The organism is Alicyclobacillus macrosporangiidus CPP55 (assembly GCF_000702485.1).
Classification (GTDB): Bacteria; Bacillota; Bacilli; order Alicyclobacillales; family Alicyclobacillaceae; genus Alicyclobacillus_H; species Alicyclobacillus_H macrosporangiidus_B.
This window is the reverse complement of record NZ_JNIL01000001.1, coordinates 3,254,152-3,278,551: the sequence shown is the minus strand read 5'-3', so window position 1 is coordinate 3,278,551 and position 24,400 is coordinate 3,254,152. Positions and strand designations below refer to the sequence as shown.

At 58.5% G+C, this 24,400-nt stretch carries 23 protein-coding genes, 1 other RNA gene and 2 pseudogenes; 6 read left to right on the top strand and 20 right to left on the bottom strand.

The genetic code is table 11. The annotated features are described in order from the left end of the window. Nucleotides 1-35 precede the first annotated feature (35 nt). The 7 genes and pseudogenes from N687_RS23410 to N687_RS24510 form a co-directional block, all read right to left on the bottom strand. Nucleotides 36-404, bottom strand: a pseudogene (locus N687_RS23410) (VOC family protein); the annotation flags it as partial. 96 nt (nucleotides 405-500) lie between these two features. After that, nucleotides 501-1,043, bottom strand: a pseudogene (locus tag N687_RS0116180) (GNAT family N-acetyltransferase); the annotation flags it as partial. 102 nt (nucleotides 1,044-1,145) lie between these two features. Next, entirely contained in the window at nucleotides 1,146-1,505 is a 360-nt protein-coding gene (locus N687_RS0116175) for a cupin domain-containing protein (RefSeq protein ID WP_029422850.1), read from the bottom strand. 22 nt (nucleotides 1,506-1,527) lie between these two features. Beyond that, nucleotides 1,528-2,043, bottom strand: coding sequence for a DNA topology modulation protein (locus tag N687_RS0116170; protein ID WP_029422849.1), 516 nt, complete (start codon nucleotides 2,041-2,043; stop codon nucleotides 1,528-1,530). 153 nt (nucleotides 2,044-2,196) lie between these two features. Further along, a complete protein-coding gene (locus N687_RS0116165; RefSeq protein ID WP_029422848.1) occupies nucleotides 2,197-2,640 on the bottom strand; it encodes an aminoglycoside phosphotransferase APH(3') in 444 nt (147 codons plus the stop codon). Between the two features lie 202 nt (nucleotides 2,641-2,842). Next, a complete protein-coding gene (gene uvsE, locus N687_RS0116160) occupies nucleotides 2,843-3,865 on the bottom strand; it encodes a UV DNA damage repair endonuclease UvsE (protein ID WP_029422847.1) in 1,023 nt (340 codons plus the stop codon). Nucleotides 3,866-4,042: 177 nt separating this feature from the next. Beyond that, complete coding sequence (locus tag N687_RS24510; protein WP_029422846.1) at nucleotides 4,043-4,249, bottom strand: VOC family protein; 207 nt, start codon at nucleotides 4,247-4,249, stop codon at nucleotides 4,043-4,045. 96 nt (nucleotides 4,250-4,345) lie between these two features. On the opposite strand from N687_RS24510, the gene istA reads away from it, so the two are divergent. Together istA and istB are read left to right on the top strand one after the other, a co-directional pair. Then, nucleotides 4,346-5,803 carry an IS21 family transposase gene (gene istA / locus N687_RS0116150; protein WP_231493631.1) on the top strand — a complete coding sequence of 486 codons (1,458 nt, stop codon included), beginning with the start codon at nucleotides 4,346-4,348 and terminating at the stop codon, nucleotides 5,801-5,803. Beyond that, nucleotides 5,803-6,564, top strand: a complete 762-nt coding sequence (gene istB, locus N687_RS0116145; RefSeq protein ID WP_029422844.1) for an IS21-like element helper ATPase IstB — start codon at nucleotides 5,803-5,805, stop codon at nucleotides 6,562-6,564. Before istA ends, istB begins: the two co-directional genes overlap by 1 nt. A 74-nt stretch (nucleotides 6,565-6,638) precedes the next feature. Here istB and N687_RS24055 read toward each other — a convergent pair whose 3' ends face one another. Next, on the bottom strand, nucleotides 6,639-6,857 hold the full coding sequence (locus tag N687_RS24055) for a VOC family protein (protein ID WP_156040189.1): 219 nt from the start codon (nucleotides 6,855-6,857) through the stop codon (nucleotides 6,639-6,641). Nucleotides 6,858-7,490: 633 nt separating this feature from the next. Further along, a complete protein-coding gene (locus N687_RS23405) occupies nucleotides 7,491-7,970 on the bottom strand; it encodes a cysteine hydrolase family protein (protein WP_197029304.1) in 480 nt (159 codons plus the stop codon). 114 nt (nucleotides 7,971-8,084) lie between these two features. On the opposite strand from N687_RS23405, the gene N687_RS0116135 reads away from it, so the two are divergent. Then, nucleotides 8,085-8,870, top strand: a complete 786-nt coding sequence (locus tag N687_RS0116135) for an exodeoxyribonuclease III (RefSeq protein WP_029422842.1) — start codon at nucleotides 8,085-8,087, stop codon at nucleotides 8,868-8,870. Between the two features lie 284 nt (nucleotides 8,871-9,154). On the opposite strand, the gene N687_RS0116130 is transcribed toward N687_RS0116135, so the two are convergent. Next, a complete protein-coding gene (locus N687_RS0116130) occupies nucleotides 9,155-10,498 on the bottom strand; it encodes an IS1380 family transposase (RefSeq protein WP_029419949.1) in 1,344 nt (447 codons plus the stop codon). Nucleotides 10,499-10,710: 212 nt separating this feature from the next. Between N687_RS0116130 and N687_RS23400 the strand changes: the two genes are divergently transcribed. Together N687_RS23400 and N687_RS23395 are read left to right on the top strand one after the other, a co-directional pair. Beyond that, nucleotides 10,711-11,760, top strand: coding sequence for a ParA family protein (locus tag N687_RS23400; protein WP_231493507.1), 1,050 nt, complete (start codon nucleotides 10,711-10,713; stop codon nucleotides 11,758-11,760). Next, the gene (locus N687_RS23395; protein ID WP_081841486.1) at nucleotides 11,757-12,611 is read left to right on the top strand and encodes an SIR2 family protein; all 855 of its coding nucleotides are present in this window, start codon (nucleotides 11,757-11,759) and stop codon (nucleotides 12,609-12,611) included. The genes N687_RS23400 and N687_RS23395 overlap by 4 nt, the downstream gene beginning before the upstream one ends. Before the next feature lie 392 nt (nucleotides 12,612-13,003). Here the strand turns inward: N687_RS23395 and ssrA are convergent. The 5 genes from ssrA to secG all read right to left on the bottom strand — a co-directional run bounded on the left by ssrA (nucleotide 13,004) and on the right by secG (nucleotide 18,066). Further along, nucleotides 13,004-13,374, bottom strand: a transfer-messenger RNA (tmRNA) gene (ssrA, locus tag N687_RS23390). Nucleotides 13,375-13,576: 202 nt separating this feature from the next. Then, nucleotides 13,577-14,044, bottom strand: a complete 468-nt coding sequence (gene smpB / locus N687_RS0116125; protein ID WP_029422841.1) for an SsrA-binding protein SmpB — start codon at nucleotides 14,042-14,044, stop codon at nucleotides 13,577-13,579. Nucleotides 14,045-14,091: 47 nt separating this feature from the next. Next, nucleotides 14,092-16,770, bottom strand: coding sequence for a ribonuclease R (gene rnr, locus N687_RS0116120; RefSeq protein WP_331280164.1), 2,679 nt, complete (start codon nucleotides 16,768-16,770; stop codon nucleotides 14,092-14,094). A gap of 75 nt (nucleotides 16,771-16,845) precedes the next feature. Then, entirely contained in the window at nucleotides 16,846-17,568 is a 723-nt protein-coding gene (locus N687_RS0116115) for an alpha/beta hydrolase (RefSeq protein WP_029422839.1), read from the bottom strand. Between the two features lie 258 nt (nucleotides 17,569-17,826). Further along, complete coding sequence (secG, locus tag N687_RS0116110) at nucleotides 17,827-18,066, bottom strand: preprotein translocase subunit SecG (protein WP_029422838.1); 240 nt, start codon at nucleotides 18,064-18,066, stop codon at nucleotides 17,827-17,829. Between the two features lie 220 nt (nucleotides 18,067-18,286). Between secG and N687_RS0116105 the strand changes: the two genes are divergently transcribed. Then, nucleotides 18,287-18,718 carry a hypothetical protein gene (locus N687_RS0116105; RefSeq protein ID WP_035462425.1) on the top strand — a complete coding sequence of 144 codons (432 nt, stop codon included), beginning with the start codon at nucleotides 18,287-18,289 and terminating at the stop codon, nucleotides 18,716-18,718. 31 nt (nucleotides 18,719-18,749) lie between these two features. On the opposite strand, the gene N687_RS0116100 is transcribed toward N687_RS0116105, so the two are convergent. From N687_RS0116100 to N687_RS0116080, 5 genes are all read right to left on the bottom strand, one after another. Further along, on the bottom strand, nucleotides 18,750-19,085 hold the full coding sequence (locus N687_RS0116100; RefSeq protein WP_029422836.1) for a hypothetical protein: 336 nt from the start codon (nucleotides 19,083-19,085) through the stop codon (nucleotides 18,750-18,752). A gap of 121 nt (nucleotides 19,086-19,206) precedes the next feature. Beyond that, complete coding sequence (gene eno, locus N687_RS0116095) at nucleotides 19,207-20,493, bottom strand: phosphopyruvate hydratase (RefSeq protein WP_029422835.1); 1,287 nt, start codon at nucleotides 20,491-20,493, stop codon at nucleotides 19,207-19,209. A 14-nt stretch (nucleotides 20,494-20,507) separates the two neighbouring features. After that, nucleotides 20,508-22,022 carry a 2,3-bisphosphoglycerate-independent phosphoglycerate mutase gene (gpmI, locus tag N687_RS0116090; protein WP_029422834.1) on the bottom strand — a complete coding sequence of 505 codons (1,515 nt, stop codon included), beginning with the start codon at nucleotides 22,020-22,022 and terminating at the stop codon, nucleotides 20,508-20,510. Nucleotides 22,023-22,087: 65 nt separating this feature from the next. Beyond that, complete coding sequence (gene tpiA / locus N687_RS0116085; protein ID WP_029422833.1) at nucleotides 22,088-22,861, bottom strand: triose-phosphate isomerase; 774 nt, start codon at nucleotides 22,859-22,861, stop codon at nucleotides 22,088-22,090. Beyond that, nucleotides 22,861-24,054 carry a phosphoglycerate kinase gene (locus N687_RS0116080; protein ID WP_029422832.1) on the bottom strand — a complete coding sequence of 398 codons (1,194 nt, stop codon included), beginning with the start codon at nucleotides 24,052-24,054 and terminating at the stop codon, nucleotides 22,861-22,863. The genes tpiA and N687_RS0116080 overlap by 1 nt, the downstream gene beginning before the upstream one ends. Between the last annotated feature and the right edge of the window lie 346 nt (nucleotides 24,055-24,400).

Sequence of the window (24,400 nt, the reverse complement as noted above, 5' to 3'; positions counted from 1 at the left end):
ATTCTACGAAAACAATTCCCACCCCCTTTCGGAGCTCATGGTGCCACCACCTCCACCTTGATACGATCCGGATCCTCGAAGAAGATCGCGTAGTGATCCGGTCCGCCGGCGTACGGGTGCCGGTCCTCGTACAGGATCCTCACGCCACGTTGTCGGAGCAGGTGCGTAATCTCGTCGACCTGCGCACGAGACGCGGCGTGAAAAGCCAGGTGGTTCAATCCAACGTGGCGCCGATGGTACGTTGGATGATTGTATCGTGGTTCGACTTGAACGAACACGAGGTACGTATCACCTAGCCGCCAACTCCGCCCGCTTTGCCACTCCTGATACGGTTCGTATCCGAGTAGGCTCAGAAACCATCCCCAAAACGCCGCTGACCGCCGCAGGTCCGACACATTGATTTCAATGTGGTGCAGGATTCCCGAAGGATGTACGCAGGGCGGCATACCATCCGTATGCCGGGTGTCAGGGCCTTCCATATGTCGGGCCATGGTCTGCTGTTCCCACTCCTCACGGAGCACGCCCATTCGAATGGAGTCATAGTACGCTCCGTTGTAATACCTGCACTTCCTGAGACGTCCCTCCAGTTTCATTCCCAATTTCTCTGCACACCGCATCATCCGCGTGTTTCCTGACCAGGTCGTGAGTCCGATCCTCGGCAATGACGGCATGGATTCGAACAGGTAATCGATCCATAAACGGAGCGCCCGAGTGCCGATACCACCGTTCCAAAACGCGGGATCGTATATCACAATTCCAACTTCCAACCAATTGGACGGTTTGTGTTCCCAGTAATAGGACACGGTGCCTATCACCGCACCGGACACTTCGATGACGAGCCGAGACGGTACCACCTCATCCGCATCCAGATGTTCCTTGAGCTCCCGAGAGAAAGACTCAAAGTCCTTGTATGCAAGCGGAAAGTACGGAGCATCCCATTTCTTCCATTCCGGATCAGGCTGCCCATGGATAAAGTGCCACAGAACCTGGTGATCCCGTTCCTCAATGGGACGAAGAACCAGGTCCCCGTCCGTGAGAAGAATGCCCTTGCGTTGCCTCTGATCTGTCACGCGTGGCCCTCCTTGGATCGGAAATACGATATGCCAGGCCGCCCCTTCAAACAGTCACCAGTCCGTCTCGGTTTGTCATTCCACCAAAGACATGTACTCCTCAGGGTTCAGTTCCTCTCCCTCAATGACAATGGCCGTCAATCCGGACTCGGTTCTTGTTTCGTGCCACTCTCCGCTCTCCCAAAAGACCGCGTGACCCGCCCGAACCACGGTTCGTTTTGCTTCCTTGCCTCTTACCCAACCTTCGCCTTGTACGACCAGAAACAACTGCGGTCCCACCGCTTGGTGTAACCCGATCACACCGCCTCTCTGTAGGTGCATGCATCCAATCTGCACGCCAGCGGTGGTCTTGAGAATACGTGTTAGAACGGTATGGTCGCTCCCGAAAGCCGTCACCGGCCGGCCAACTTCTGCGTCAAACCGAAACAGTTTCATCCTCTTCCCCTGCCCGGTGGCATCAGGATTGTTGTAACGCAGCCAAATACCCTTCCACTTGCTGCCTCGTACCCAACCGAACGACCTGCTTCCCTTCCCGTCTTGCCTCTTCCAAACGTCGGACAATCTTCGCTTGCTCCCGCCGTCTAAATCCCCAGGTGTAGCGAATGAACTCCAAATCAATCTTCTCGGGGCAACCCTCAGCCATGTCGGACCTTGTTCGACCAAGGTAACGGATGACCCTCTTGGCAATTCGCCACAGGCACACCCGCCGTGGAAGGTCCAAGAAGATCACAGTGTCCGCAGCTTGAATGCGGATGTCCATCGTGGCTCCGTAATGGCCATCCATAATCCAAGACTCATTCTGGACCAGTTGTTGTTGAAGGGCCCTCCACTCTTCCCTTGGTGTCTCGACCCACCCCGGTTTCCAGAACAGACGATCCAGGTGGAACACCTCAATCCCGGTGATGTCACCAAGCCTGCGGGCGAAAGTGGATTTGCCGGCCCCTGGCGAGCCAATGATGGCCACCCTTCTCACGCTCAAACGCCCCTCGTCATCCGCGAACCTATCCGCAACCCCATGCCGCATCGTCCAACAGCTCATAAAAGCGCAACTTCTCGGCATCGACCCTGTCCAATCCATACGCTTTTATAAATCGCGCGAAGCATTCGTCTGGAAACCCATTGTATCTCAACGTTTTTCGCATCGCGATCGAACCGCTTCGAGCTTTTCATGGAGCGGTGCATAGAACGGACAACGATCGCGATCGAGTTGATGGATCATCCTCAGTCCCGAGGCCAACTGTCCCATGAGGCCCGGGATATCATGCCTTAGGCTGTGGTGGAAACTAGGGACTCCCCGGATTTCTGACATGAGGAGGAACTCATACCCGTAGTTTGTTTCGAAACCCAAGACTTTCGGTACAGGCAGCAGCCCCTGCAGCCACTCCAGTCGGTGTTTTTCCGCAAGCAGTCCGCCCTCCGATATCGCCCGTATCTTCAGATACATCACATGGCGATCCGGTCCGGTCAATCGGAACACCATGCTACCAGAATGGCCGATGCGGTTTTGCTCCATGTGGCACCGTGCCATCCATCCTCGCCACGCTTGGGGAATGAGGTCAAACAGATGCACAGCTCAGCCCTCCTGCTATCGAGGCAGCCCGCCCCACGCCCACGGGCCTGTACCTTCACCCGCTCCAACATCCTCGCCAACAGAAAAGGCACCCTTCTGAGTGCCCTGCCCTGCGGTGAATGTGGTAGAAGCGAGGGCCAATCCGTTTCTCTATCGGATTCGCACGGAAACGAAGTCAGGGATGTCCACACCTTAACTCAGGTTAAGGGCGATACTGTATCGAACCACCGCTTAAAATATTAATGAACATGTACTTCTGCAGTTCCCGCATAAGGGCGAACAACGCTTCATCCTTACGCTTGGCTTCCAACATCACGTCGATGTCGACGTCGAACTCCCGTACACAGTCCAAAAAGGGGATCAGTTCTTCAGGATTGATGTAGTCTGCATGCGCACGAAAGTTCCTCTCGTCTTTTGGAGAAGACACGTGCGCCTTTGGCGGGATGGGCTGCCCCTCCCAGGAAGCCAGAAACGGCTCCACTACATCCGAAAGTTCCTCTTTCGTCATGATCTCTATGGGTACTGATCCCACTGTCGATCCGCTGGCCTCCGACCCGTGGTTGCAGTAATGATGGTGCAAATCGAATACCATCGGAATGCCAAGGGTCCTGCACAAACGTTGAGTTTCTTTTGCAGTATAGATCTTATCATCGTTCTCCAAGGTCAGACGCCGCTGTACACTTAAGGGGACGTGTACAAAATTCTGAATAAATAGATTTAGAGAACTTTCCTTGTCCTTGTCCTTGTATCTCCCACCGATGTGGATGACAAGTTTTGCGCTATCATCCAGCTCCATCGCCTCCAGAATATTTACGTGGTACAACAAATCCCTGATTGAACTGTCCAGTACTTCTTTCTTCGGGGAATTGAGTACGGTGAAATGCTCGGGATGGAAGCTGACCCGCATCGCATTCTGCTGAACGAAGTGGCCAATCCGAACGAGATGATCCCGAAGCCGATCAATAAAATCCCATCCTTTCGTGGCCTCATGTGTAAACAGGGGAATCAGCCTGGATGAAAAACGGTAGACCTCGACACCGGAGGCCTTGGCGTGGCGCAGAATTCTGAGGGTGTTCTCGAGATTTCTCGCCCCGATGCGAGTCGCCTTTTGTAAGGCTGCCTCTTTATCAGGGATGGATTGAAACACTTTATATGTCATGGTCTGAGAGGGCGAAGCGTTCGTGAGGGAAAGTGCCATCGCCACGAAACCGAATCTAACTTTCACGGTATCACCTGTTTCACAGCATACAGAAACAAATGTGCACCGTGAGCAAACGTTTTATGTGCTCAAGTTTCATGCGCTCAGGCAGCCGTTTCCCCTTCACAGCCTCTATGACGATACAGTAGCGTGGATGACGGGAACTCGTCCTGTCGAACATCGTTTATGCTGAAAATCGCACCGTCAAACATGTTTATGGCCGGGCTCGATTTCTTCAAATTCCAATGGATATCCATCGGGATCGAGCAGAATGAATGTTCGCTCACCCCACGGACGAACCGTCGGTTTCCCGGTGATTTTCAAACCGTTTTCGCGCAATGCATCGTACATGTCATCCAGGTGTTCGGTGATGTGTTTGCTAACGTAAAAGTTGACCACGTGGGGGTACATTGACAACCAAAAAGTTGACCACCCCGGCACCTCTTTCCTGTACCCTGGAGTTTGGTCCGAACTCTGGGGGGACAGGAGGAAAGGAATGTGCTCGAGATGGTCGACAAGGAGTATATCAGAAAGCGGTACTATGTGGACGGGTGGTCGATACGTAAAATCAGCCGGCAATGCCAAGTGTCGCGACAAACAGTGCGCAAGATGCTGGCCGACGCTGATATCCCCAAGTATCGGTTGACCAAACCCCGCTCCCGCCCGGCTATGGAACGATGGATCCCCGTCATCGAGTCCTGGCTTAAGGAGGAGGAGAAGGCGGGAGCCCCCAAGAAACAGCGGTATGTGTCCTCAAGAATCTACGAGCGGCTGCAGGAGGAGTACGGCGAGGAGTTCACCGCGGCTGAATCCACCGTCCGGTACTGGGTAAGCAGGCTGAGAAAACGCAGGCAGGAGGCGTATATCCCACTTACTTCGGACGCCGGTGAGCTGGCGCAGGCCGACTTCGGGCGAGTCGTTGTGAAGATAAACGGCAAGAAGACGGAGGTCAGCCTGTTCGTCATGCGGCTGCGGTACAGCGGCGTCATCTTTGCCTGTGCCTTCTCTACGGAGAAGATTGAAGCGTTCCTCGAGGGTCACCGCCGCGCATTCGAATGGTTCGGTGGCGTGCCACGCAGTGTTCGCTACGACAACCCAAAAACCGCGGTTACCAAGATCCTGGCTGGCCCCGCCCGCGAGGAGCACGTGCTTCTGTCCAACCTGCGTGCCCACTACCTGTTCGACAGCGAATTCTGCCGTCCCGGTGAACCACACGAAAAAGGCAGCGTCGAAAACGGCGTTGGTTACGTCCGCCGCCATACGTGTGTTCCCGTTCCTGACGTGGCCGACCTGGATGCCCTGAACGACCTGATTCTTCAGTGGTGCGAGAAAGAGCGTGGCAAACGGTGGTCCGCTTGGGAGCAAGAGCGGGCAGGGCTGCGTGCACTGCCGGAGCGCCCTCACTGTTGCGCTACCACACGGCCCGTCACGGTGAACAAGCTGTGTCTCGTCAGCTTTGACCACAACCGCTACTCCGTCCCCAGCATATACGTGGGCAAGACGCTGCTGTTGAGGGTGTATGCCGAGCGGATTGAGGTGCTCGACAGGGAACGGGTGGTGGCCAGTCACCCCAGGAGCCACGAGCGTCAACAGACCATCATGGACCTCGGACACTATCTGCCGGTTTTGGCTTACAAACCACATGCCGCCACGCACGCGGCGGTCGTCCGGCAGTTACCGGAGGTGTACCAACGCATCCGGGTCCGGATGGCGAACAGCAGACCGGATGGATACAAGGACTTCGTAGCCATCCTCATGCTGCACCAGGTCTGGCGAGCGGAGGACATTCTGCGAGCGATTGAGGAAATTGGGCCGGATGTCGTCACAGCCGACCAGATCAAGCGGCATCTATTACGCACCTCACCGGAATCCGCGGGCATCGTGCCAGACAGTCTGCAAATGTATCGCCTCGCGCAGCCCAATCCGTCCAGATACGACGCACTGACGAAAGGGGTGGTCCACTGATGTCTGACGACGTACACGCGGCCATGGTGGAGATCTACTGCAAGGAGTTGAAGATGCCGGGCTTACGCAAGGCGTACGCGGCGCTGGCAAGGGAGGCGGGAGTGCACAGCCACTCCCCCGTCCAGTACCTTGCCGCCTGCCTCGCCGAGGAGATGGAGTCGAGGAAGGCCAGTCGGCTGCAGGCCTACACCCAGCAGGCGCGGTTTCCTGCCCACAAGACCCTGCAGAAGTTCGACTTCACCGCGATTCCGACGCTGCAGAAGCAGCGGATTGTGCACCTGGCGGGAGGAGACTTCATTCGGGCCAAGGAAAACGTGATCTGCATGGGCGCTAGCGGAACGGGCAAAACACACATCGCGATAGCCATCGGGCTGGCCGCCATCTCAGCGGACTACAGAGTGCGGTTCATCACCGTCATGCAGCTGGTCCAGGAGCTCTTACAGGCAGAGTCAGAGTACCGACTGCCCAGATACCTTCGGACGTGGGACAAGTACGACCTGGTCTGCTTGGACGAGTTAGGGTATGTATCCTTAACTCAAGGTGGGCCACTACTGTTCCAATTCTGTGCGGAGCGGTACGAGAAGGGCAGCATCCTCATCACGACGAACCTGGAGTTCGCGAAATGGACGGACGTGTTCCACGACGCGACGCTGACGACAGCCCTCCTCGACCGACTGACCCACCACTCCCACATCCTGCTGTTTGAAGGCGAATCCTACCGATTCCGAGAGAGCCAAAGACGAGTTGCAGCCCAGCTGTGAGGGGCCTGTCGGGCCTCCGCCAGGCACCAGACTCACTACGCCAGGGGTGGTCAACTTTTCGATTAGCAAAGTGGTCAACTTTTCGCTTGACAAACACAGGTGAGCAACTCCAAATGAAAACCCCTGTGCTCTCCGGTACCAATCAGACCGATACGGGCCTCACCAATTCTAAGGATGGCTACCCTCCCTGGAATATGCAGTACAACTTCGGCCCCTGGAATTTTTGAATAAAAATCGCATGAACGCTCTACGTCTGAAACTTGTAAGGTAACACCGTCCAGTGATGCTTTCATTCACATTCTCCCTCCAAATTGCTCATGTAACTAAATCATATGTCTGACACCTTCAACGGGTGCAGATCCACGTTTAGGAGGCCGGCTAGGCGGCTGCGCAACTCGTGCCCGCGAACCGGTTCCTCTTCGAATCCCTCGACCAGACGCAAAAGGCACCCTATCGGGTGCCTTGCGTTTGGTGGAGGCGAGGCTCCACAATCCGAAAGCCTAAAATGCACGATTCAGGTGTGACCCCCTGTTCGAGGGGGCTCTGTCTCGCCATCGAAGTGGGACTGGCCATCGAACTGCCATCATGCGATGGGGTCACGCCGAGACTAATCGATCTGCGGGCTTCCTCACTCGCCGGATCCAAACCCAAGTCCTTCAACAGCAGCAGAGTGTAGGTGATACGCATCCAATTTTCAACGTCAGCGTTACCCCCCAGTGCTCCTCCGATGCCTGTAGTCGAGGAACCGGGCACCCCACTCTCCGTGGTAACTCTCGACCCAGCATCGATCTCATCGAGCTCTTTGGTGAGGTCACGCATGACCTGCCAACAGATCGAAGGGTCCCAATCAATCAGCCAACTTTATAACCGACCTCCCTTGTGATTCGTGACTTGCCATACGGTAAGTTTTGTACCTTCACATAGGGTTAGAATACGATATCTGCGGATTCCATAGTTTCTGCAAACCATTGAAGCACATGATTGTGGTGCTCAATGATTTCGCTGGCTGTAAGATTTCCGCTATCCCAGGTGCTGTGAGCGTCTTTTGCCAGAACAACGTCATATCCCAAACTGACTGCTCGACGACAAGTTGTATCGACACACATTTCAGTCTTGAGTCCTGCCAAGATGAGTCTGCGAACTCCTAATCTGTCCAGTTCATCCTGAAGATTGGTATTATGAAATGAATCTGGAGTGCGCTTTTGGATGATTACGTCACCCTCCATCGGAGCAACGGCCGAATGGATATGCCAAGCGGGCGTATTTGTTTCTAGAGGTTCCCCTGGTCCCTCATTATGCTGAATATAGATGACAGGAGCCCCACAGGAGCGTGCCTTTGCAATCAAAAGTCTAATACGCTCCAGCAGGATGTCACCGGCAATGACGTCATGACAAGACCTATGCACCCATATTACACCCTTTAGACAATTCAATCTCCCGTGAAAACAGGTACGGCCAAATCATCGAGGATTTATGCTAAACTGGACACGCTATCAGCGATCTTTAAGGTGGTATGGAAACTGCAGCTGGTATCCTGGAATGTCAACGGCTTGAGGTCGTGCGTGAATAAAGGTTTTTACGAATACTTCAACCATATCCAAGCAGATATATTCTGCATTCAGGAGACGAAACTCCAGGAAGGACAAATTCTCGTGGACCTTGGAGAAGAATATAAGCAGTACTGGAATTACGCCCTGAAGAAGGGTTATTCCGGAACTGCCGTATTTTCAAGACTTGAACCGCTTTCCGTCCGCTACGGCCTCGAAGAGGAGACAGAGCCAGAGGGACGTATCATCACGCTCGAGTTTGACGCATTCTATCTCGTTAATGTATACACGCCGAATGCGAAACGGGATCTGTCAAGACTTGCATATCGCTTGGAATGGGAAGATCGATTTCGAAGTTATGTACTCCAGCTTGACGCGCACAAGCCCGTGATCATTTGCGGTGATTTGAATGTTGCCCATCAGGAGATTGATATCAAGAATGCCAAAGGGAATCGTGGCAATTCCGGCTTTACAGACGAAGAGCGGAATAAGATGACTCTGCTCCTGAACTCCGGTTTCACAGACTCCTTCAGATATCTCCATCCTGACCGTACGGATGCCTATACTTGGTGGTCGAATATGCCGAAGGTGCGGGAACGGAACATCGGCTGGCGAATTGATTATTTTCTGGTTTCATCGAGACTCCGTCCCTTTATCGTAGACGCCCGTATAGATTCCGACGTGTATGGAAGCGATCATTGCCCGATTGTACTAGAAATGGCCGACTTTAGTCTGCAGTCAATCGCACCAAATGATTAAGGGCTTCACGTAAAGTGTAGAGCCCTCATCTCTGACGGAGGCGACCCATCACGATCCGACTTAATCGTCGTGTCAGAGATTGTGTACTCCCTGAATCCGTGACAGGGTACCTGTCGAGCACTCATGCGGCGTTTATCTTGCATCGAACGGGCTGCGACTGCATTGGTGCGTGGAGCGATTCCATCGAATTCAACCGTAAGGGAACGCCAGTTCCCGCAGAAGCGAATAACTTCCCCGGCCTGTTCATCGTCAGGCTTTGTTCCCAGGCCACAAGACGGCACATGTTATACGAAGGTCAAATACAAACGGCGAAACACAGGGAACCATCGGTTCCCATGCCCCAACTTCAGTTTGCTCTGCCTGGCATGTCGGACTAGTTTCGCAGCCAAGGTCATCAAGTTCTGAATCACCGTCCGGATACGACGACGTTCTGCCTTCTTACGCAGAGGTGCATCGTTGCGTTTTAGGCTTTCCTGGCCAATCACCCTCAGCAAGTTGTAAGCCATGCATACAAAATGCAGTACCAGGTTGTTGGTTGCGAACTTGCCTGACGGTAACCGTTCAGCGTCCAGATCCGTCTTGATTTCGCTGTGGAACTGTTCCATCACGGCGTGGTCATGGTACAGACGAATGATCACATCTGGGTCGTCGGGCAGTGAGGTCCAGTAGGCGTCGACCTCGATGTCTGGGACCAACAGGGTTTGCCCGTCGGCCATGGTGGTCCGTTCGATGACTTCGAATACCATCCGAACTGGTTCCGACAGGCCCTTGACCGGGCACATCAGCGAACCGTGATACACTTTCTTGCCTGGCCGAGGTTCGTGGCATACACCGTGCTGCTGGGCGGTCACGAGCCAGGCCTGGGGGCTTTCCTTTCGCAGATTCCGTTTGATAATGAACTCGGCCCTGCTGTCCTGAGAACGACACACGGCAAGGTTTTCTGCACTGTCATTTCCGGCATCCATGCGAACGAGCAGCGGAAGGGCTGAAATCTGCTTTGCGTACTGAATACTCTTGCGCAAGAAGGCCGCTGTATCCTTTTGAACATGGGTACTGCCTTCACGCAGCTGAACATTGACCACATAGCCCTCTTGGCCGAGGTAAGCAAAGATTGGGGCGTATCCATCGTGGCCTTTGTACGTGCGGGAGACGCCTTCTTTTTTCGTTCCCGAGTTATCAAATGGGCTCACGTCAAGGTCCAGGGGAATGTAAGCCCGGCGTTTCGATGACTCACCCAGCACAATCGGATGCAGTGTAACATTCAGGGTTCTCAAGAGGTTTGCGGACTCTTCGAGTAAAATACTCTCCCAGCCGGCCTTTCCGGCGGCCATATCCAAACGCTGGCGCAGCGTTGGGCTCGAAGGCACGCTGTCCATCTGTAGTGCGATCGTGAAAAACTCGTCATCACGAAAGGCTTCGATGTGGTCAAAGTCCGTCTTGCCTTGACAAAGCAGGCCGATGTATGAGTACGCCACATCTCGGTTTGAAATGTCTGGTTTTCCCATGCCTGACAGGCGAGTCCGATTCAGGCGTTCACCGAGAGTGGTTTTGTCCAGCAATAAACCGACAAGGGTCATTCCAGAATGTGTGACAATGACTTCGTCGGATTCTTCGATGATAAAGCGCAAGGGGGTTCACCTCTGAGGTGAAGGGGGATTGAAGGGAACGGACATCCCAACGATCCCGATTCTACACGACAAATCACAAGTGCTTCAGTAGTTTTTACACCTGCTTGTCACGGATTCAGGTGACTTCCTATATTGGCAACTAGAGTATATTTATCTACAATCATTATGGTATGGAATACATCTTTAACCGAACAATAGAGGATGGTGTAACCGTGGACAATCTTCCACCGTATGGAACAAGCCTCTGCTTCTTTAACAACAAAGGCGGAGTAGGCAAAACCACATTGGCATGTAATATAGCTTCCTATATAGCATCGTCTGGGGCACGAGTTCTCGTTGTAGATGCCGACCCCCAGTGTAATTCCACACAGCTAATCCTACAAACAGAAGACTGCTACAAATTGTATAATGGTGAATATAATGGAGCCAACACATTACTCGATGTTCTCCGCCCAATATACGATGGCGAGGCTGATATAAATACCCACGTCGTTCCACTTAGTGCTGAGGACAACCGATTTAAGGTGGACTTAATTGCTGGACACCCTAAAATGTCTTTGGTGGAGGAAAAGTTAAGCCAATCGTGGGGAGAGCTAACATCCGGTGACGTTGGAGGGTTTAGAAGGACCAATTGGTGTACACAACTTGTCAATCATTTTTCGTCTGCGTACGATTTAATTGTGTTTGACGTCGGCCCTAGCCTCGGCGCCCTTAATCGTACAGTGCTAATTGGCACCAATTACTTTGTAACACCAATGGGATGCGACATTTTTAGCATAATGGGTATTAAGAACATTGCTGAATGGCTAAATGAATGGAATACGCTGTACCTTAACGGAGTCGAACTATGTGACCGTAGAAACAAGGGTTCTCTTGAAAGATACGGTGTTCCCCGCACTCTGAAGAACAGCAGTCTCTTCATTGGGTATACAGTCCAGCAATACATTACAAAGTCGAAAAAGGGACAAAGGCGCCCAACAGTGGCCTTTGAAACTATTCTAAGACAAATTCCAGGTACCATCGAATCTAATTTGAGCAAATACATTCCGTCCTACTTAAACGTGGAAAACCTAAAACTTGGTGACATTCCTCACATGTTCAGTTTAGTACCTTTGGCCCAGAATGCCAATTCACCGATACACGCTTTAACTGGGAAAGATAATCTTGTGGGTAGTCAGTATCAACAACAGCAGTCTTTCGTAGAAATGGTTACCCAAGTTTCAACTCGACTTTTGTCTAATATGGGAGTCGACCTACTATGATTAACTTTCCCGAGTCACTGATTCATGAGATCGCAGAACGAAGGTGCATAATTGTCCTTGGAGCAGGGGCTTCCGCGGGATGTGTTGGAGTAAATAATACGAAACCGCCGACATGGGATGACTTTCTTACTCAAGCCGCGGAACTTGTCAGAGACTCATCAGATAAAGATGAAGCGCTTAAACTAATCTCAAGCGGGCAATATTTAGATGCTGCCCAAGTGATTGTTGACTCTGCTGACGAAGGAGATTTTGCATACTTTATTCGGCGTATATTTGAGACGCCTCGTTATCAACCTTCGGAAATACATCATAGGGTGTTATTGCTCGATCCTAAAATTGTTGTCACGACCAATTATGACCAAGTCTATGAACGGTTATGTCAAAATGGTTCTGCTCGCGATGGATACAACGTTTGTAAGTATTACGAAACACACGCTCTCAATGACATCCGTTCGACTACAAGAGTAATACTAAAGGCGCATGGTTGCGTAAGTGATCCTAGTCAGATTGTTCTTACAAGAGCACAATACTTTAGGGCGAGAAACCAATTTACTTTCTTTTTTAATATACTCGATGCACTGTTTTTAACGCACACTCTATTGTTCATCGGTAGTCGAATGACGGACCCTGACATATTGCTACTTTTGGAAAATGCAAATATTGCGGCGCCAACCCAACGTCGGCACTATGCCATCGTCGAATCAGGTCGACACCCTTCCGTACGCAAAGCAATGCGAGAAACCTATAATCTCGAACTTTTGGAGTATGATATGGGACAACATGATCAAGTTGTTGCTGCACTGGATGACCTAATCACTGAAGTACAGGCTTATCGGGCAACACACTCATGACTCACAGGAGGAATCTATTCCTCCCAATTTCTTATTCAACATCAAACGAGCAATTCCTGATTATTCATGTGGTCATAACGCAGGTACCAACAAGCAAGACTATGAAACCATCCGTCTCCAGATTGACGGGTTGGTCTGGCCAACCCCCTGGTGGAGGCGCAAAAGGACGAAGCACTTCGCCCGGATTTCGGATGGTGGAGGCGACGGTCAATCCGTTTCTGCATCGGATTCGCTCGGAGGCGAAGTCGGGGCTGTCAACACCTTAGAGGATGGAAACGAATCCCTTGCTCCTCGCGCCGTCGGCGCTCGTTCGCGCGAAGCGAGACCCGAAACGGTTTCGCTCCGAATACCTCCACCAAACGCAAAAGGCACCCTTTTGGGTGCCTTGCGTTTGGTGGAGGCGACGGGAGTCGAACCCGCGTCCGAAGATCTCGCCACATGAACTTCTACGGGTGTAGTACATCTACTGGGTGTCCCTGCGGCCCGCGGATGCACACGCTGGCCAGCAGGTCAGCTCACAAAGGTCTCGACCGCCGCCCGTGAGCGAGGCGGCCGTCCAGCCCGCTGAGGTGACGTCACCAAGCGCACACGGGCGATGCGCTAGGCGACGGCCTGGTTGCGATTAGGCAGCCAGGGCGAGGTTGTTGGTGGAAAAGCGTTTCGCTTTGCCAGTTAATTTAGGTCCGCGTTTTTTACGTGGCCCCGCGGCCCCACGACCCGCCGTTCATGCTCGAACAATCCCCGTCGAATCCAAAACGCCCCCATGTCGGAAGGCAAAGCGCAACGAGGTGTCCGGCCATGCCGGTCCTGTTTTGATGCGACGAAGAATGTCGCACGTCCTCACCCCGGCTTCCAGCCGAGATGAAACCGGAAAGACGAAGACTTTCCGGCACCCTGATCATACTACGCCGGTCCACGCCTTGACAATGGCGATCCGGTGGCACTCCTGCCAACTGCCGGCCGCCTCAGCGATTGCGCTCGCGCAGCGCCCGCTGGATCTCGCGGTTGGCGTCGCGTTGCTTCATCGCCTCGCGCTTGTCGTGCAGCTTCTTGCCCTTCGCCAGGCCGATCTCGACCTTGCAGAAGCCGTTTTTCAGGTACAGGCGCGTCGGCACCAGGGTATAGCCCTTCTCTTTGACCGCGCCGATGAGCTTCCGGATCTCCGCCCGGTGCAGGAGCAGCTTGCGGGATCGCAGCGGTTCATGATTGAACCGGTTCCCCTGCTCGTACGGGCTGACGTGCATGTTGTGCAGCCAGACCTCGCCATCCTCGACCCGCGCATACGCGTCGCGGAGGTTGACGGAACCCCGCCGGATGGACTTGATCTCGGTGCCCTTCAGCACAATCCCGGCTTCGTACGTCTCCTCGATGAAGTAATCGTGGTACGCTTTCCGGTTCTGCGCCAGGGTCTGCCCGTCGTTCGCCTTGGCCACCGCACATCACCCGCCTCCATCGCCCATTTGGCGCACCCTCTATCGTATCACGGAGGTAAGGAGGCGGCAACCACCGTTTTGACATCCCGCCAGGCCATCCGCCCGTGCTCACTGCGGCAGGTCAGGCCACTGCACCCGGCCCGGGGTAGAAGCCGACTCCATCCCCCGCGCCTTCCGCCCGCGCTTCGAGCCACCTGCACCGCCGCCCTTGGCAGCCCTGGCGGCCTTAGCAGCCTTCCCCTTTCGGCGGCTTCCAGTGCTCCGGTTCCGGGATCGCCCGTTCGGCGCGCTCGCGCCGGAAAAGTCCACCTCGGCACGCGCACTCCGCCGGCCGCGCCGCTTGCGCGAGCCGCCCACACCCGGCCCCGTCCATGCTTCCGCAGTCGATCCCGCTGCCCGCCGCCTCCGCCCGCCAAACGCCTCCCCGGCTTCTGCTTCGTTCGCCCAGGCTCCGCGCGCCCCCGCGGCCGCCTCGCCTTCGCGGCGCGCTCGGCAACGGCGCGCCGGCGCTCCCGCGGCGACAGGTCCTCGTCATAGACCACCGACTCGACGCCGTCGTCCACCACCAGCGTGCCCTCCCGGTGGTGAGCCACCAACTCGAAGTCGATGGTCAGCTCCTCCTTGTTGGCGCCCGTGACCCGGACCCGGACCGGATCGCCCAGGCGGAAGACCCGCCGTGTGCGTTCGCCGACCAGGGCCATCTGCTTCTCGTTCAGGACGTAGTAGTCGTCCGTCAGGTAGCTGATGTGAATCAGCCCCTCGACGCCGTTGGTCAGCTGGACGAACAGGCCGAACTGGGTGACGCCCGAGATGATGCCGTCGAATTCTTCGCCGACGTGATCGAGCATGTACTCGACCATCTTCAGCTGGTCCGTCTCCCGCTCCGCGTCCTGGGCCACGCGCTCCCGGATGCTCGAGTGGGCCGCCGCCTCCGCCACGAACTCCCGCATGCGCTCCTCGCGCTGGCCGTGCATCCGCCCCGCCAGGACGTCGCGAATGATGCGGTGCACCACCAGGTCCGGATAACGGCGAATGGGCGAGGTGAAATGCGTGTAGTACTCCGCCGCGAGGCCGAAGTGGCCGACCGGCTCCGGGGCATAACGAGCCTGGCGCATGGACCGCAGCATCAGCGTCGCGATCACCCGCTCCTCCCGCGTCCCCCGGCACTTTTCCAGCACCTCCTGCAGGGCGCGCGGGTGGATGCGACTGCCCAGCCCCTTGACGTGGTAGCCGAAGTTGTGGATAAACTCGTTGAACTCGAGCATCTTTTCCAGTTCCGGCTCCTCGTGGATACGGAACACGAACGGCACCCCGAGCCAGTGAAAGTGCTCGGCCACCGTCTCGTTGGCGGCCAGCATAAATTCCTCGATAATCCGCTCGGCGATGCCCCGCTCGCGCGGCACGATGTCGGTCGGGCGGCCGAGGTCGTCCACCACCACCTTGACCTCGTCGAAATCGAAGTCAATCGCCCCCCGGTCCATCCGGCGCCGGCGCAGGATCAGCGCCAGCTCCTCCATCTGCCGGAAGTGGGGCACCAGCGCCTCGTAGCGGGCCATCACCTCCGGATCGTGATGGACCAAAATCCGGTTGACCGCCGTGTAGGTCATGCGCTCGGTGGTGCGGATGACGCTCGGAAAGATGTCGTGGCGGACGATTTCGCCCGCCGGCGTGATCTCCATCACGCACGACATCGTCAGCCGATCGACCTTCGGATTGAGCGAACACACGTTGTTGGACAGGCGCTGCGGCAGCATCGGGATGACGCGATCCACCAGGTACACGCTCGTGCCGCGGCGGTAAGCCTCCTGGTCGAGCCGGGTGCCCTCGCGGACGTAGTAGCTCACGTCGGCGATGTGCACCCCGAGCAGGTAGTTGCCGTTGTCCAACCGCTTCACTTGCACTGCATCGTCCAGGTCCTTCGCGTCCTCGCCGTCGATGGTCACAATCACCTCCGAGCGCAGGTCGCGCCGGCCGGCGTAGTCGCGTTCACTCAACTCCAGCGGGATGCGCTCCGCCTCCGCCAGGACCTCCTCCGGAAAGACCTCCGGCAGGTTGTACTTGCGGATGACCGCCAGAATGTCGATCCCGGGGGCGTCCGGCTGCCCCAGCACCTCGACCACCTGACCCACCGGCCCCCGCGTGGCCGTCGGGAACTCGGTGATCTCCACGACCACCACATCGCCGTCGTGGGCGCCAAGCACCCGGTCCCCGGGGACGAAGATGTCTTGCCCCATTCGCTTGTCCAGCGGCGTGACGAACGCGTGGTCGTGGTACTTGGTCACTTTGCCGACCACCCGATCGTTGGCCCGTTCCAACACGCGGATGATCTTGCCCTCGCGGCGGGCCCCCGCCGAGACCTTCTCCACCCGGGCCATCACCCGGTCGCCGCTCATCGCCCCGCCCAGCTCGTCGGCCGGGATGTACACGTCCGGTTCGCCGGCCGCATCCGGGATGAGGAAACCGTAACCGCGCGCTTTCATCTGCAGCCGGCCGACCACCAGGTTCATGCGCTCGGGAACGCCGTACCGGTTGGTGCGCGTGCGCACCACCTCGCCCTTGGCCTCCATGTCGTTCAACAGGCGCACGAACGCCTTGAAGGATTCGGCGTCCTCAATGCCGAACGCCTCCGTCAGCTCTTCCACCGTCATCGGGCGGTACGCGTCCAACTGCATGTATTCGATGACCTGCCCGCGGCTGACCATCTCCTCACCTCCGCCCGGATGCATGTCCACAACAACACGGCTCCTGTTTCGATGTCCTTCTCATAGTATGAAACAAGCAGAGCGCGTGCAATCAATGGCTTAAGACATTTCATAATGGGTCGGCCGATCGGAGGGCGAATCCACCTTTTCCAGAAAATTCAGGACGATATCGGCAACCTGATCGGCCTGCGCGCTGTAACACAACATGTGCCCCGCGTTCGGAATCATGTGCAGTTCTTTGAATGGGCTCGATACCGCCCCGTGAACATAGAACGCGGATCGCGGCTCCACCAGTTCGTCCTTTTCCCCATGCACCACGCACACCGGCAAGGTGAGATGCGGCAGCGCGGATTTGCCCAGCTGCACCGCGCGCCGAAATTGCATCAAGCTCTGCAGCGGCGTGTTCGTCACTTTGTCGATCCGCTGGCGCAACTGCCCCGGCGTCGCCCTCGACGCCCAGGTTTCCTTGATCACCCCGGCGATCTGCCGGAACATCTGCGTCGGTCCCGCATAATACACGGCCGGCGCCAGCATGGTCAGCGAAGCCACCGTCTGCCGCCGGGCCACGGTGGCGCAGATCATCGCGCCCATGGAGAACCCCACGAGATGCACCGGTTTGGCCGCCGCGCGCACGTGGGGGACCACGCTCTGAATCCAAGCGCTGGCCGTCGCCCGCTTCAAATCGTCCTTTGCCCGGCCGTGGCCGGCCAACACCGGCAAGGCCACCTCATAATCCGCTTCACGCAGCCTGTCCGCGAGCGGAGTCAGTTCTTCCGGGGAGCCCGTGAACCCGTGCACCAACACACACAACCCGGCCGTCATCGCGTGACCTCCTCCTGCGTGGGCGTTTCACTGGCTACGTGGGCGTTTCGCTTCGTTTGTGCTGCGCAAGACACTTCGCGAAACGCCCGCACCGCACAACGGAGGGAACCACCTTCCCCACTTCGCAAGCCGCTTCGCGAAACGATCCTCCAAGGGTGGGGCGGGGCGTGGAACGGCTTGCGCAGCAGAAGCGGAGCGACTCGCCCTACCCGCACAAACAGAAAAGTGCCGTCCCAGGACGGCACTCAACGAAGTTCTTCAGGATTGATGCACAAAGAGGTAGGCGATGGTGAACGTGGTGATGAAAAACAGCACCGCGAGAATCACCGTCACCTTGGCCAAGAACGAATCCATGCCGCGCGCACGGCGGCCCACCATCTGGTCGGGCCCTCCCGTGATGACACCCGACAGGCCCGCGCTGCGCCCGGATTGCAGCAGAATCACCGCAATGAGGATCACCGACAGGACGGCCAACACCACTTTCGCGGCCGCAAGCATCATATCACCCCCTGCCTTCCGCCCCTCTCCAAATGCCCGCCCGGACAGGCAGGCTTGGGCGGAGACACGCCGGTATCCACAGTCGCCTTCAGTCTATCACGGAACCCGGCAGCCTGACAATGGACATCCATCGGTCGGAATGGCCGTGTAAAACCCGCCTGGAACGGAAACCCTTTGGAAATGAGCGCCATTCGGAGTGCACAACGAGGGAGGTTTTGGTGTGCTGCAGAAGACCGTGTTTGAACTGATGGGCGGGGAGGCTAAACTGGACGCGCTGTTGGACGAATTCTTCCGCCGTGTCCAAGCGGATCCCGACCTGGGACCGTTGTATCCCGACGACATTTCGCAAATCAAAGCGGCTTACAAGGACTTCGCCATGGAGATGCTGGGCGGGCCTAAACGGTGGACTCAACAGCACAGCGACTTTCGCATGTACGAGGCGCATCGACACATCCCCATCACCGAACACCGCGCGAACGCGATGATCCGCTGTGCCAAAGACGCGATGAACCAGTTCCGAATCCCGAAGTTCGTCCAGGAGGCGGCTCAGCAGCGTTTGGAGAGCGTCATCTACGACCTGGTGAACACGGACGCCACGTCGTTCCCGGATCCCCCGGCGGAGAAAGGAGACCCGGCCCAGCCCTGGGCCTGACGGTGTGCCAAAGGGGGGCGTTCTCGCCCCCTCAGTGCACCACCCGCTTGCGAAGCTCCTGCAGCCGGTTCCACTGCTTTTGCAACAGGTCGAGGCGCTGCTCGAACGGGATCGAATCCCAATGCTCGTACAGATGACGGTTCGCCTTCTCGTACCGCTCTACCGTATTCAAGATCAACTCCGACTTGGCGTCGTAATCTTTTTCCTCGGCCCACGCCCGTTCCGCCAACTGCTGCAGACGGTTCTGCTGCTTTTCCAAGATCATGTCGATCTCGTCGTCGCTCAGCCGGTCCCAAACCTGCAGCAGGGCTTGGTTGGCCAGCTCGTAATTGCGCAGCGTCTGCTCAATCGCTTCCCGGTTGTCCATGGTCAACCTCCCCGTCAGGATGGTGTGTCACACGGACCCTAATGTGTGCAGACACCACGCCGATATGCGCCAACCCTGGTTCGGACGCCTCATTCGGACGTGACCCCGCCGGTTCACTCGGTCACTGTGGCAGCTTCGCGAATGCGACCGCCCCCGCGTACACCGCGGCCGACCCCAACTGCTCCTCAATGCGCAGCAGCTGGTTGTACTTAGCCACCCGGTCGGTGCGGCTCGGGGCCCCCGTCTTGATCTGCCCGGCGTTTGTCGCGACGGCGATGTCTGCGATGGTGGTGTCCTCCGTCTCACCCGAGCGGTGGGAGATGATGGCGGTGTACCCGGCCGTCTTCGCCATCTCGACGCAGGCAAACGTCTCGGTCAGCGTGCCGATCTGGTTGACCTTCACCAGGATGGAGTTGCCGATTTGCCGTGCGATGCCCTGGCCGAGGCGCTCCGTGTTGGTGACGAAGAGATCGTCCCCCACCAACTGGACGCGGCCGCCGAGGGCCCGGGTAAGGTTCTGCCACCCCTCCCAGTCGTCCTCCGCCAGACCATCTTCAATGGAGAGAATGGGGTAGCGGGAGACGAGCTCCTCCAGGTAGCGGATCATCTCGTCCGAGGTGCGCGTCACGCCTTCGCCTGCGAAGACGTAGCGGCCGTTCTGGTAAAGCTCCGAGGATGCGACGTCCAGCGCGATCGACACCTGATCCCCCGGTCTGTAGCCCGCCTTCTCGATGGCCCGCACAATCAGGGCGATGGCATCCTCGTTGGTCTTGACGTTCGGCGCGAAGCCGCCCTCGTCGCCGACGGTGGTGGCGAGGCCCTGATCCTTCAGGACGGCCTTCAGGTGGTGGAACACCTCGGTGCCCATGCGCAGCGCCTCACGGAACGTCTTGGCCCCGTGCGGGACCACCATGAACTCCTGGATGTCCACCGTGTTGTCCGCGTGCTTGCCGCCGTTGAGGATGTTCATCATCGGCACGGGCAAAAGGCGCGCGTTGAAGCCGCCCAGATAGCGGTAGAGCGGCATGTCCACATCCGCCGCGGCCGCTTTGGCCACCGCCATCGAGACGCCGAGGATGGCGTTGGCGCCCAGCTTGCTCTTATTCGACGTGCCGTCGAGGGCGATCAGAGCCTGGTCGATGGCGACGAGATCGTTCGCGTCTTCGCCAATCAATTCCGGCCCGATGATTTCGATCACGTTCTTGACCGCCTGCCGCACGCCCTTGCCGAGGTAGCGCTGCTTGTCGTTGTCGCGCAGCTCCACGGCCTCATGGGTGCCGGTGGACGCGCCGGACGGCACAATCGCCCGTCCGATGGCCCCGGTCTCCAGTTGCACCTCCACCTCGACGGTGGGATTGCCGCGCGAGTCGAGCACCTCGCGGGCGTGGATGTCAAAGATCTCGGACATGGGATCCCCCTCCTTTACACAATCAGCGAGTGGCCGGTCATCTCTTTCGGCTGCGCCACGCCGAGAAGGTCGAGCATCGTCGGCGCCAGGTCGGCCAGGATGCCCTCCTCGAGCGCGATGCCCGGTTTGGTGACGATGAGCGGCACCCGGCTCAAGGTGTGCGTCGTGCACGGGCCGCCGTCCGGGTTGATCATGATGTCGGCGTTTCCGTGATCGGCCGTCACCAGGGCGATGCCCCCCTGCGCGAGCACCGCGTCCACCACCTTGCCGAGGCACTCGTCCACGGCCTCGACGGCCTTGACCGCGGCCTCCATCACGCCAGTGTGTCCGACCATGTCCGGGTTGGCAAAGTTGAGGATCATCACGTCGATCTCCCCGGACCGAATGCGCTCCACCGCCGCGTCGGCCACCTCGTACGCGCTCATCTCCGGCTTGAGGTCGTAGGTCGCGACCTTCGGCGACGGGATGAGCACCCGCTCCTCCCCCGGGAATGGGTCCTCGCGCCCGCCCGAGAAGAAGAACGTCACGTGCGGGTACTTCTCCGTCTCGGCGATGCGCAACTGCCGCAGGCCGTTCTGCGCGAACACCTCGCCTGCGGTGTTGTCCAAATTCACAGGCTGGTACGCGACCGTCCCGCCGACCAGCTCGCTGAACTTCGTCATGCACACGTAGTGCACGTGCGGGAACTTGGGTCCGCGATCGAACTCGCGGAAATCTTCATTGGTAAACACCCTGGAGATCTGGATGGCCCGGTCGGGCCGGAAGTTGAACATGATGACCGCGTCGCCATCCTGAATCAGCCCCACCGGTTTGCCATCCTCACCGACGATGACGGTCGGGAGGACGAACTCGTCCGTAATGCTCTTGCGATAGCTGTCCTCCAGGGCCTGCAGGGGATCGGTCGCCCGCTCGCCCTCTCCGTACACCATCGCGCGGTACGCCTTCTCCGTGCGCTCCCAACGGTTGTCCCGATCCATGGCATAGTAACGCCCCTGGATGGTCGCGATGCGCCCGATGCCCAGGTTCTCCATCTCGGCCATCAGCCGCTCGATGTCCTGCCGTCCCGAATGCGGATCGACATCACGCCCGTCGAGAAACGCGTGCACGAACACCTTTGGTACCCGCATCCGGTGGGCCATCTGCAGCAGCGCCAGAAGGTGCCGGACGTGGCTGTGAACGCCCCCGTCCGACACCAGCCCGTACAGGTGCAACGCCGTCCCGTTGCGGAGGACGTGCTCCATCGCCCCGCGCAGGGCCGGGTTCTCGAAAAACGCGCCCGTCTCGATGTCCTTGTTGATGCGCGTCAGGTCCTGGTAGAGGATACGCCCGGCGCCGATGTTGGAGTGGCCGACCTCCGAGTTGCCGAACTGCCCCTCCGGAAGCCCCACCGCCTCCTCGCTCGCCTTGAGCGTCGTGTGCGGGTACTTCGCCCACAGGGCGTCGAACACCGGCTTTCGCGCCTGCGCCACCGCGTTTCCGTATGTCTCCTCGCGCAGGCCGAAGCCGTCCAGGATGATGAGCGCCACCATCCCGACACCCGAGGGCGGCCGCCGCCGCTCAAACGGATCGCTCGACCAGGTGTGCTGCCCGACCGTCATGCGCTCGCCCCTTTCGTGATGGCTTTGGCCATGCGGACGAATCCGTCGGGATCGAGGCTCGCCCCGCCGACCAGCGCTCCGTCGATGTCCGGCTGCGCGGTGAATCCCGCGATGTTGTCGGCCGTGACGCTTCCCCCGTACAGGATCCTTACCCGCTCGGCCGCTTCCTTCCCTTTTTCCTGTTCGATCACGCGGCGAATGTGCGCGACCACCCGCTGCGCGTCCTCCGGTGCCGGCGTCTGGCCGCTGCCGATGGCCCACACCGGCTCGTACGCGATCACCACTTCGCCGGCCCGGCCCGCATCGACCCCCGCCAGCGCGGCCTTCGTCTGCCGCTCGACCACGCGCTCGGTGTGTCCCAACTGCCGCTCGCGCAGGTCCTCTCCGACGCACAGGATGGGCGTCATCCCCGCCCCGAGCACCGCCTCCAGTTTTTTGCGGACCAAGGCGTCCGTCTCCCCGAACAGGTGGCGCCGCTCGGAGTGCCCGACGATCACGTACCGGACCCCGGCTTCCGCCAGCATGTCGGTCGACACCTCGCCCGTGAACGCGCCCTTCGGCTCGAAGTACACATTCTGCGCCCCGAGCGCCACGCGCGCCGGCAGCGTGACGCGCAGGACGTGCAGCGCGGTGAAAGGCGGACACACCGCGAAATCCGCCTCGCCTTCAAACGTGTCCGCCTGCCGCCCAATGGCCTCCGCGAACGCCCGCGCCTCGGCCACCGTCTTGTTCATCTTCCAGTTGCCCGCCAACAATTGCCGCCGCGTCATCAGGATTCCCCCTTATCGCGCAGCGCGGCGACCCCAGGCAAGGTCTTGCCCTCGAGGAACTCGAGCGACGCCCCGCCGCCGGTCGACACGTGCGTCATCCGATCCGCGAGTCCGGCTTGCTCCACCGCCGCGACGGAGTCCCCGCCGCCGACGATGGTCACGCCCTGCACCTGTGCCATCGCCTCCGCGATCGCCAGCGTCCCGCGGGCGAACGCGGGCATCTCGAACACCCCCATGGGGCCGTTCCAGATCACCGTCTTGGCCTGCCGGATGACCTCCTGATACTTCGCCGCGGTCTCCGGACCGATGTCGAGGGCCATCCCGTCGGGCGGGACCTCGCCCGCAGCGCATACGCGGCGCTCCGCATCCGGGGCGAACCGGTCAGCCACCACCAGGTCAAGCGGCAACAACAACTGCGCCCCGCGGTCCGCCGCCGCCTGCAGCAGTCGCCGGGCCGTGTCCAGGGCCTCCGTCTCCACCAGCGACTTGCCCATATCGTGTCCCTGGACCGCGAGGAATGTGTTCGCCATCCCGCCGCCGATGAGCAGGTGGTCGACTTTCGGCAACAGGTTCTCGATCACGCCGATCTTGTCGGACACCTTCGCCCCGCCGATGATGGCCGTGAACGGCCGCTCCGGCCGCTCGAGGGCGCGCCCCATCACGTCGATCTCCCGCTCCATCAACAACCCGGCCACCGCCGGGAGGTAGCGGGCCACCCCGGCCGTCGAGGCGTGGGCCCGGTGGGCCGCACCGAAGGCGTCGTTCACGTACACGTCCCCGAGGCGGGCCAGCGCCTCCGCGAAGGCGGGATCGTTCTTCTCCTCCTCCGGGTGAAAGCGCAGGTTCTCCAGCACGAGCACCTCCCTGGGCGCGAGGCCCCGGGCGGCCTGCTCCGCCTCATCTCCGACGCAGTCGGATGCGAAGCGGATTTGGACCTCCGGCAAGAGCACCCGCAGGTGCCCGGCGACGGGCTCCAGCGAATACTTCTCCACCCGCTGTCCCTTGGGGCGACCGAGATGGCTCATCAGGATCACGGCGGCGCCGCGTTCGAGCAGGTAGAGCAGCGTCGGCAGCGCAGCCCGCATGCGCGTGTCGTCGGTGATGCGGCCGTCCTGCATCGGCACATTGAAATCCACCCGCACCAGGGCTCGTCTGCCCTTCCACTCGACATCGCGCACCGTCTGTTTGTTCATACGGTTCACCTCTACAATGGTGTGGGTCGCGCCGGCTCCGCTTCCTCTGCGTGGGCGTTTCACTCCGTTTATGCTGCGCAAGTCACTTCGTGAAACGCCCACGCAGCCGGTGACGGTGTGGGGCGCGGCGCGAAGCGGCTTGCGCAGCAGAAGCGAAGCGCAGCGCCCACCCGCACAAACGGAGTGAAGCGCCCACGCAACGAAACGGGCGGCCCCGGCCGCACCGGGAGCCGCCCATGCCACCCTGCGGCGAGCTGCGTGAGCGGTCGCCCGGCATCCGTCCGGCCGCCCTGTGTCTTCAGCCAAATCGTAACACACCACAGGCGCGATTTTCATCTCGTCTGCT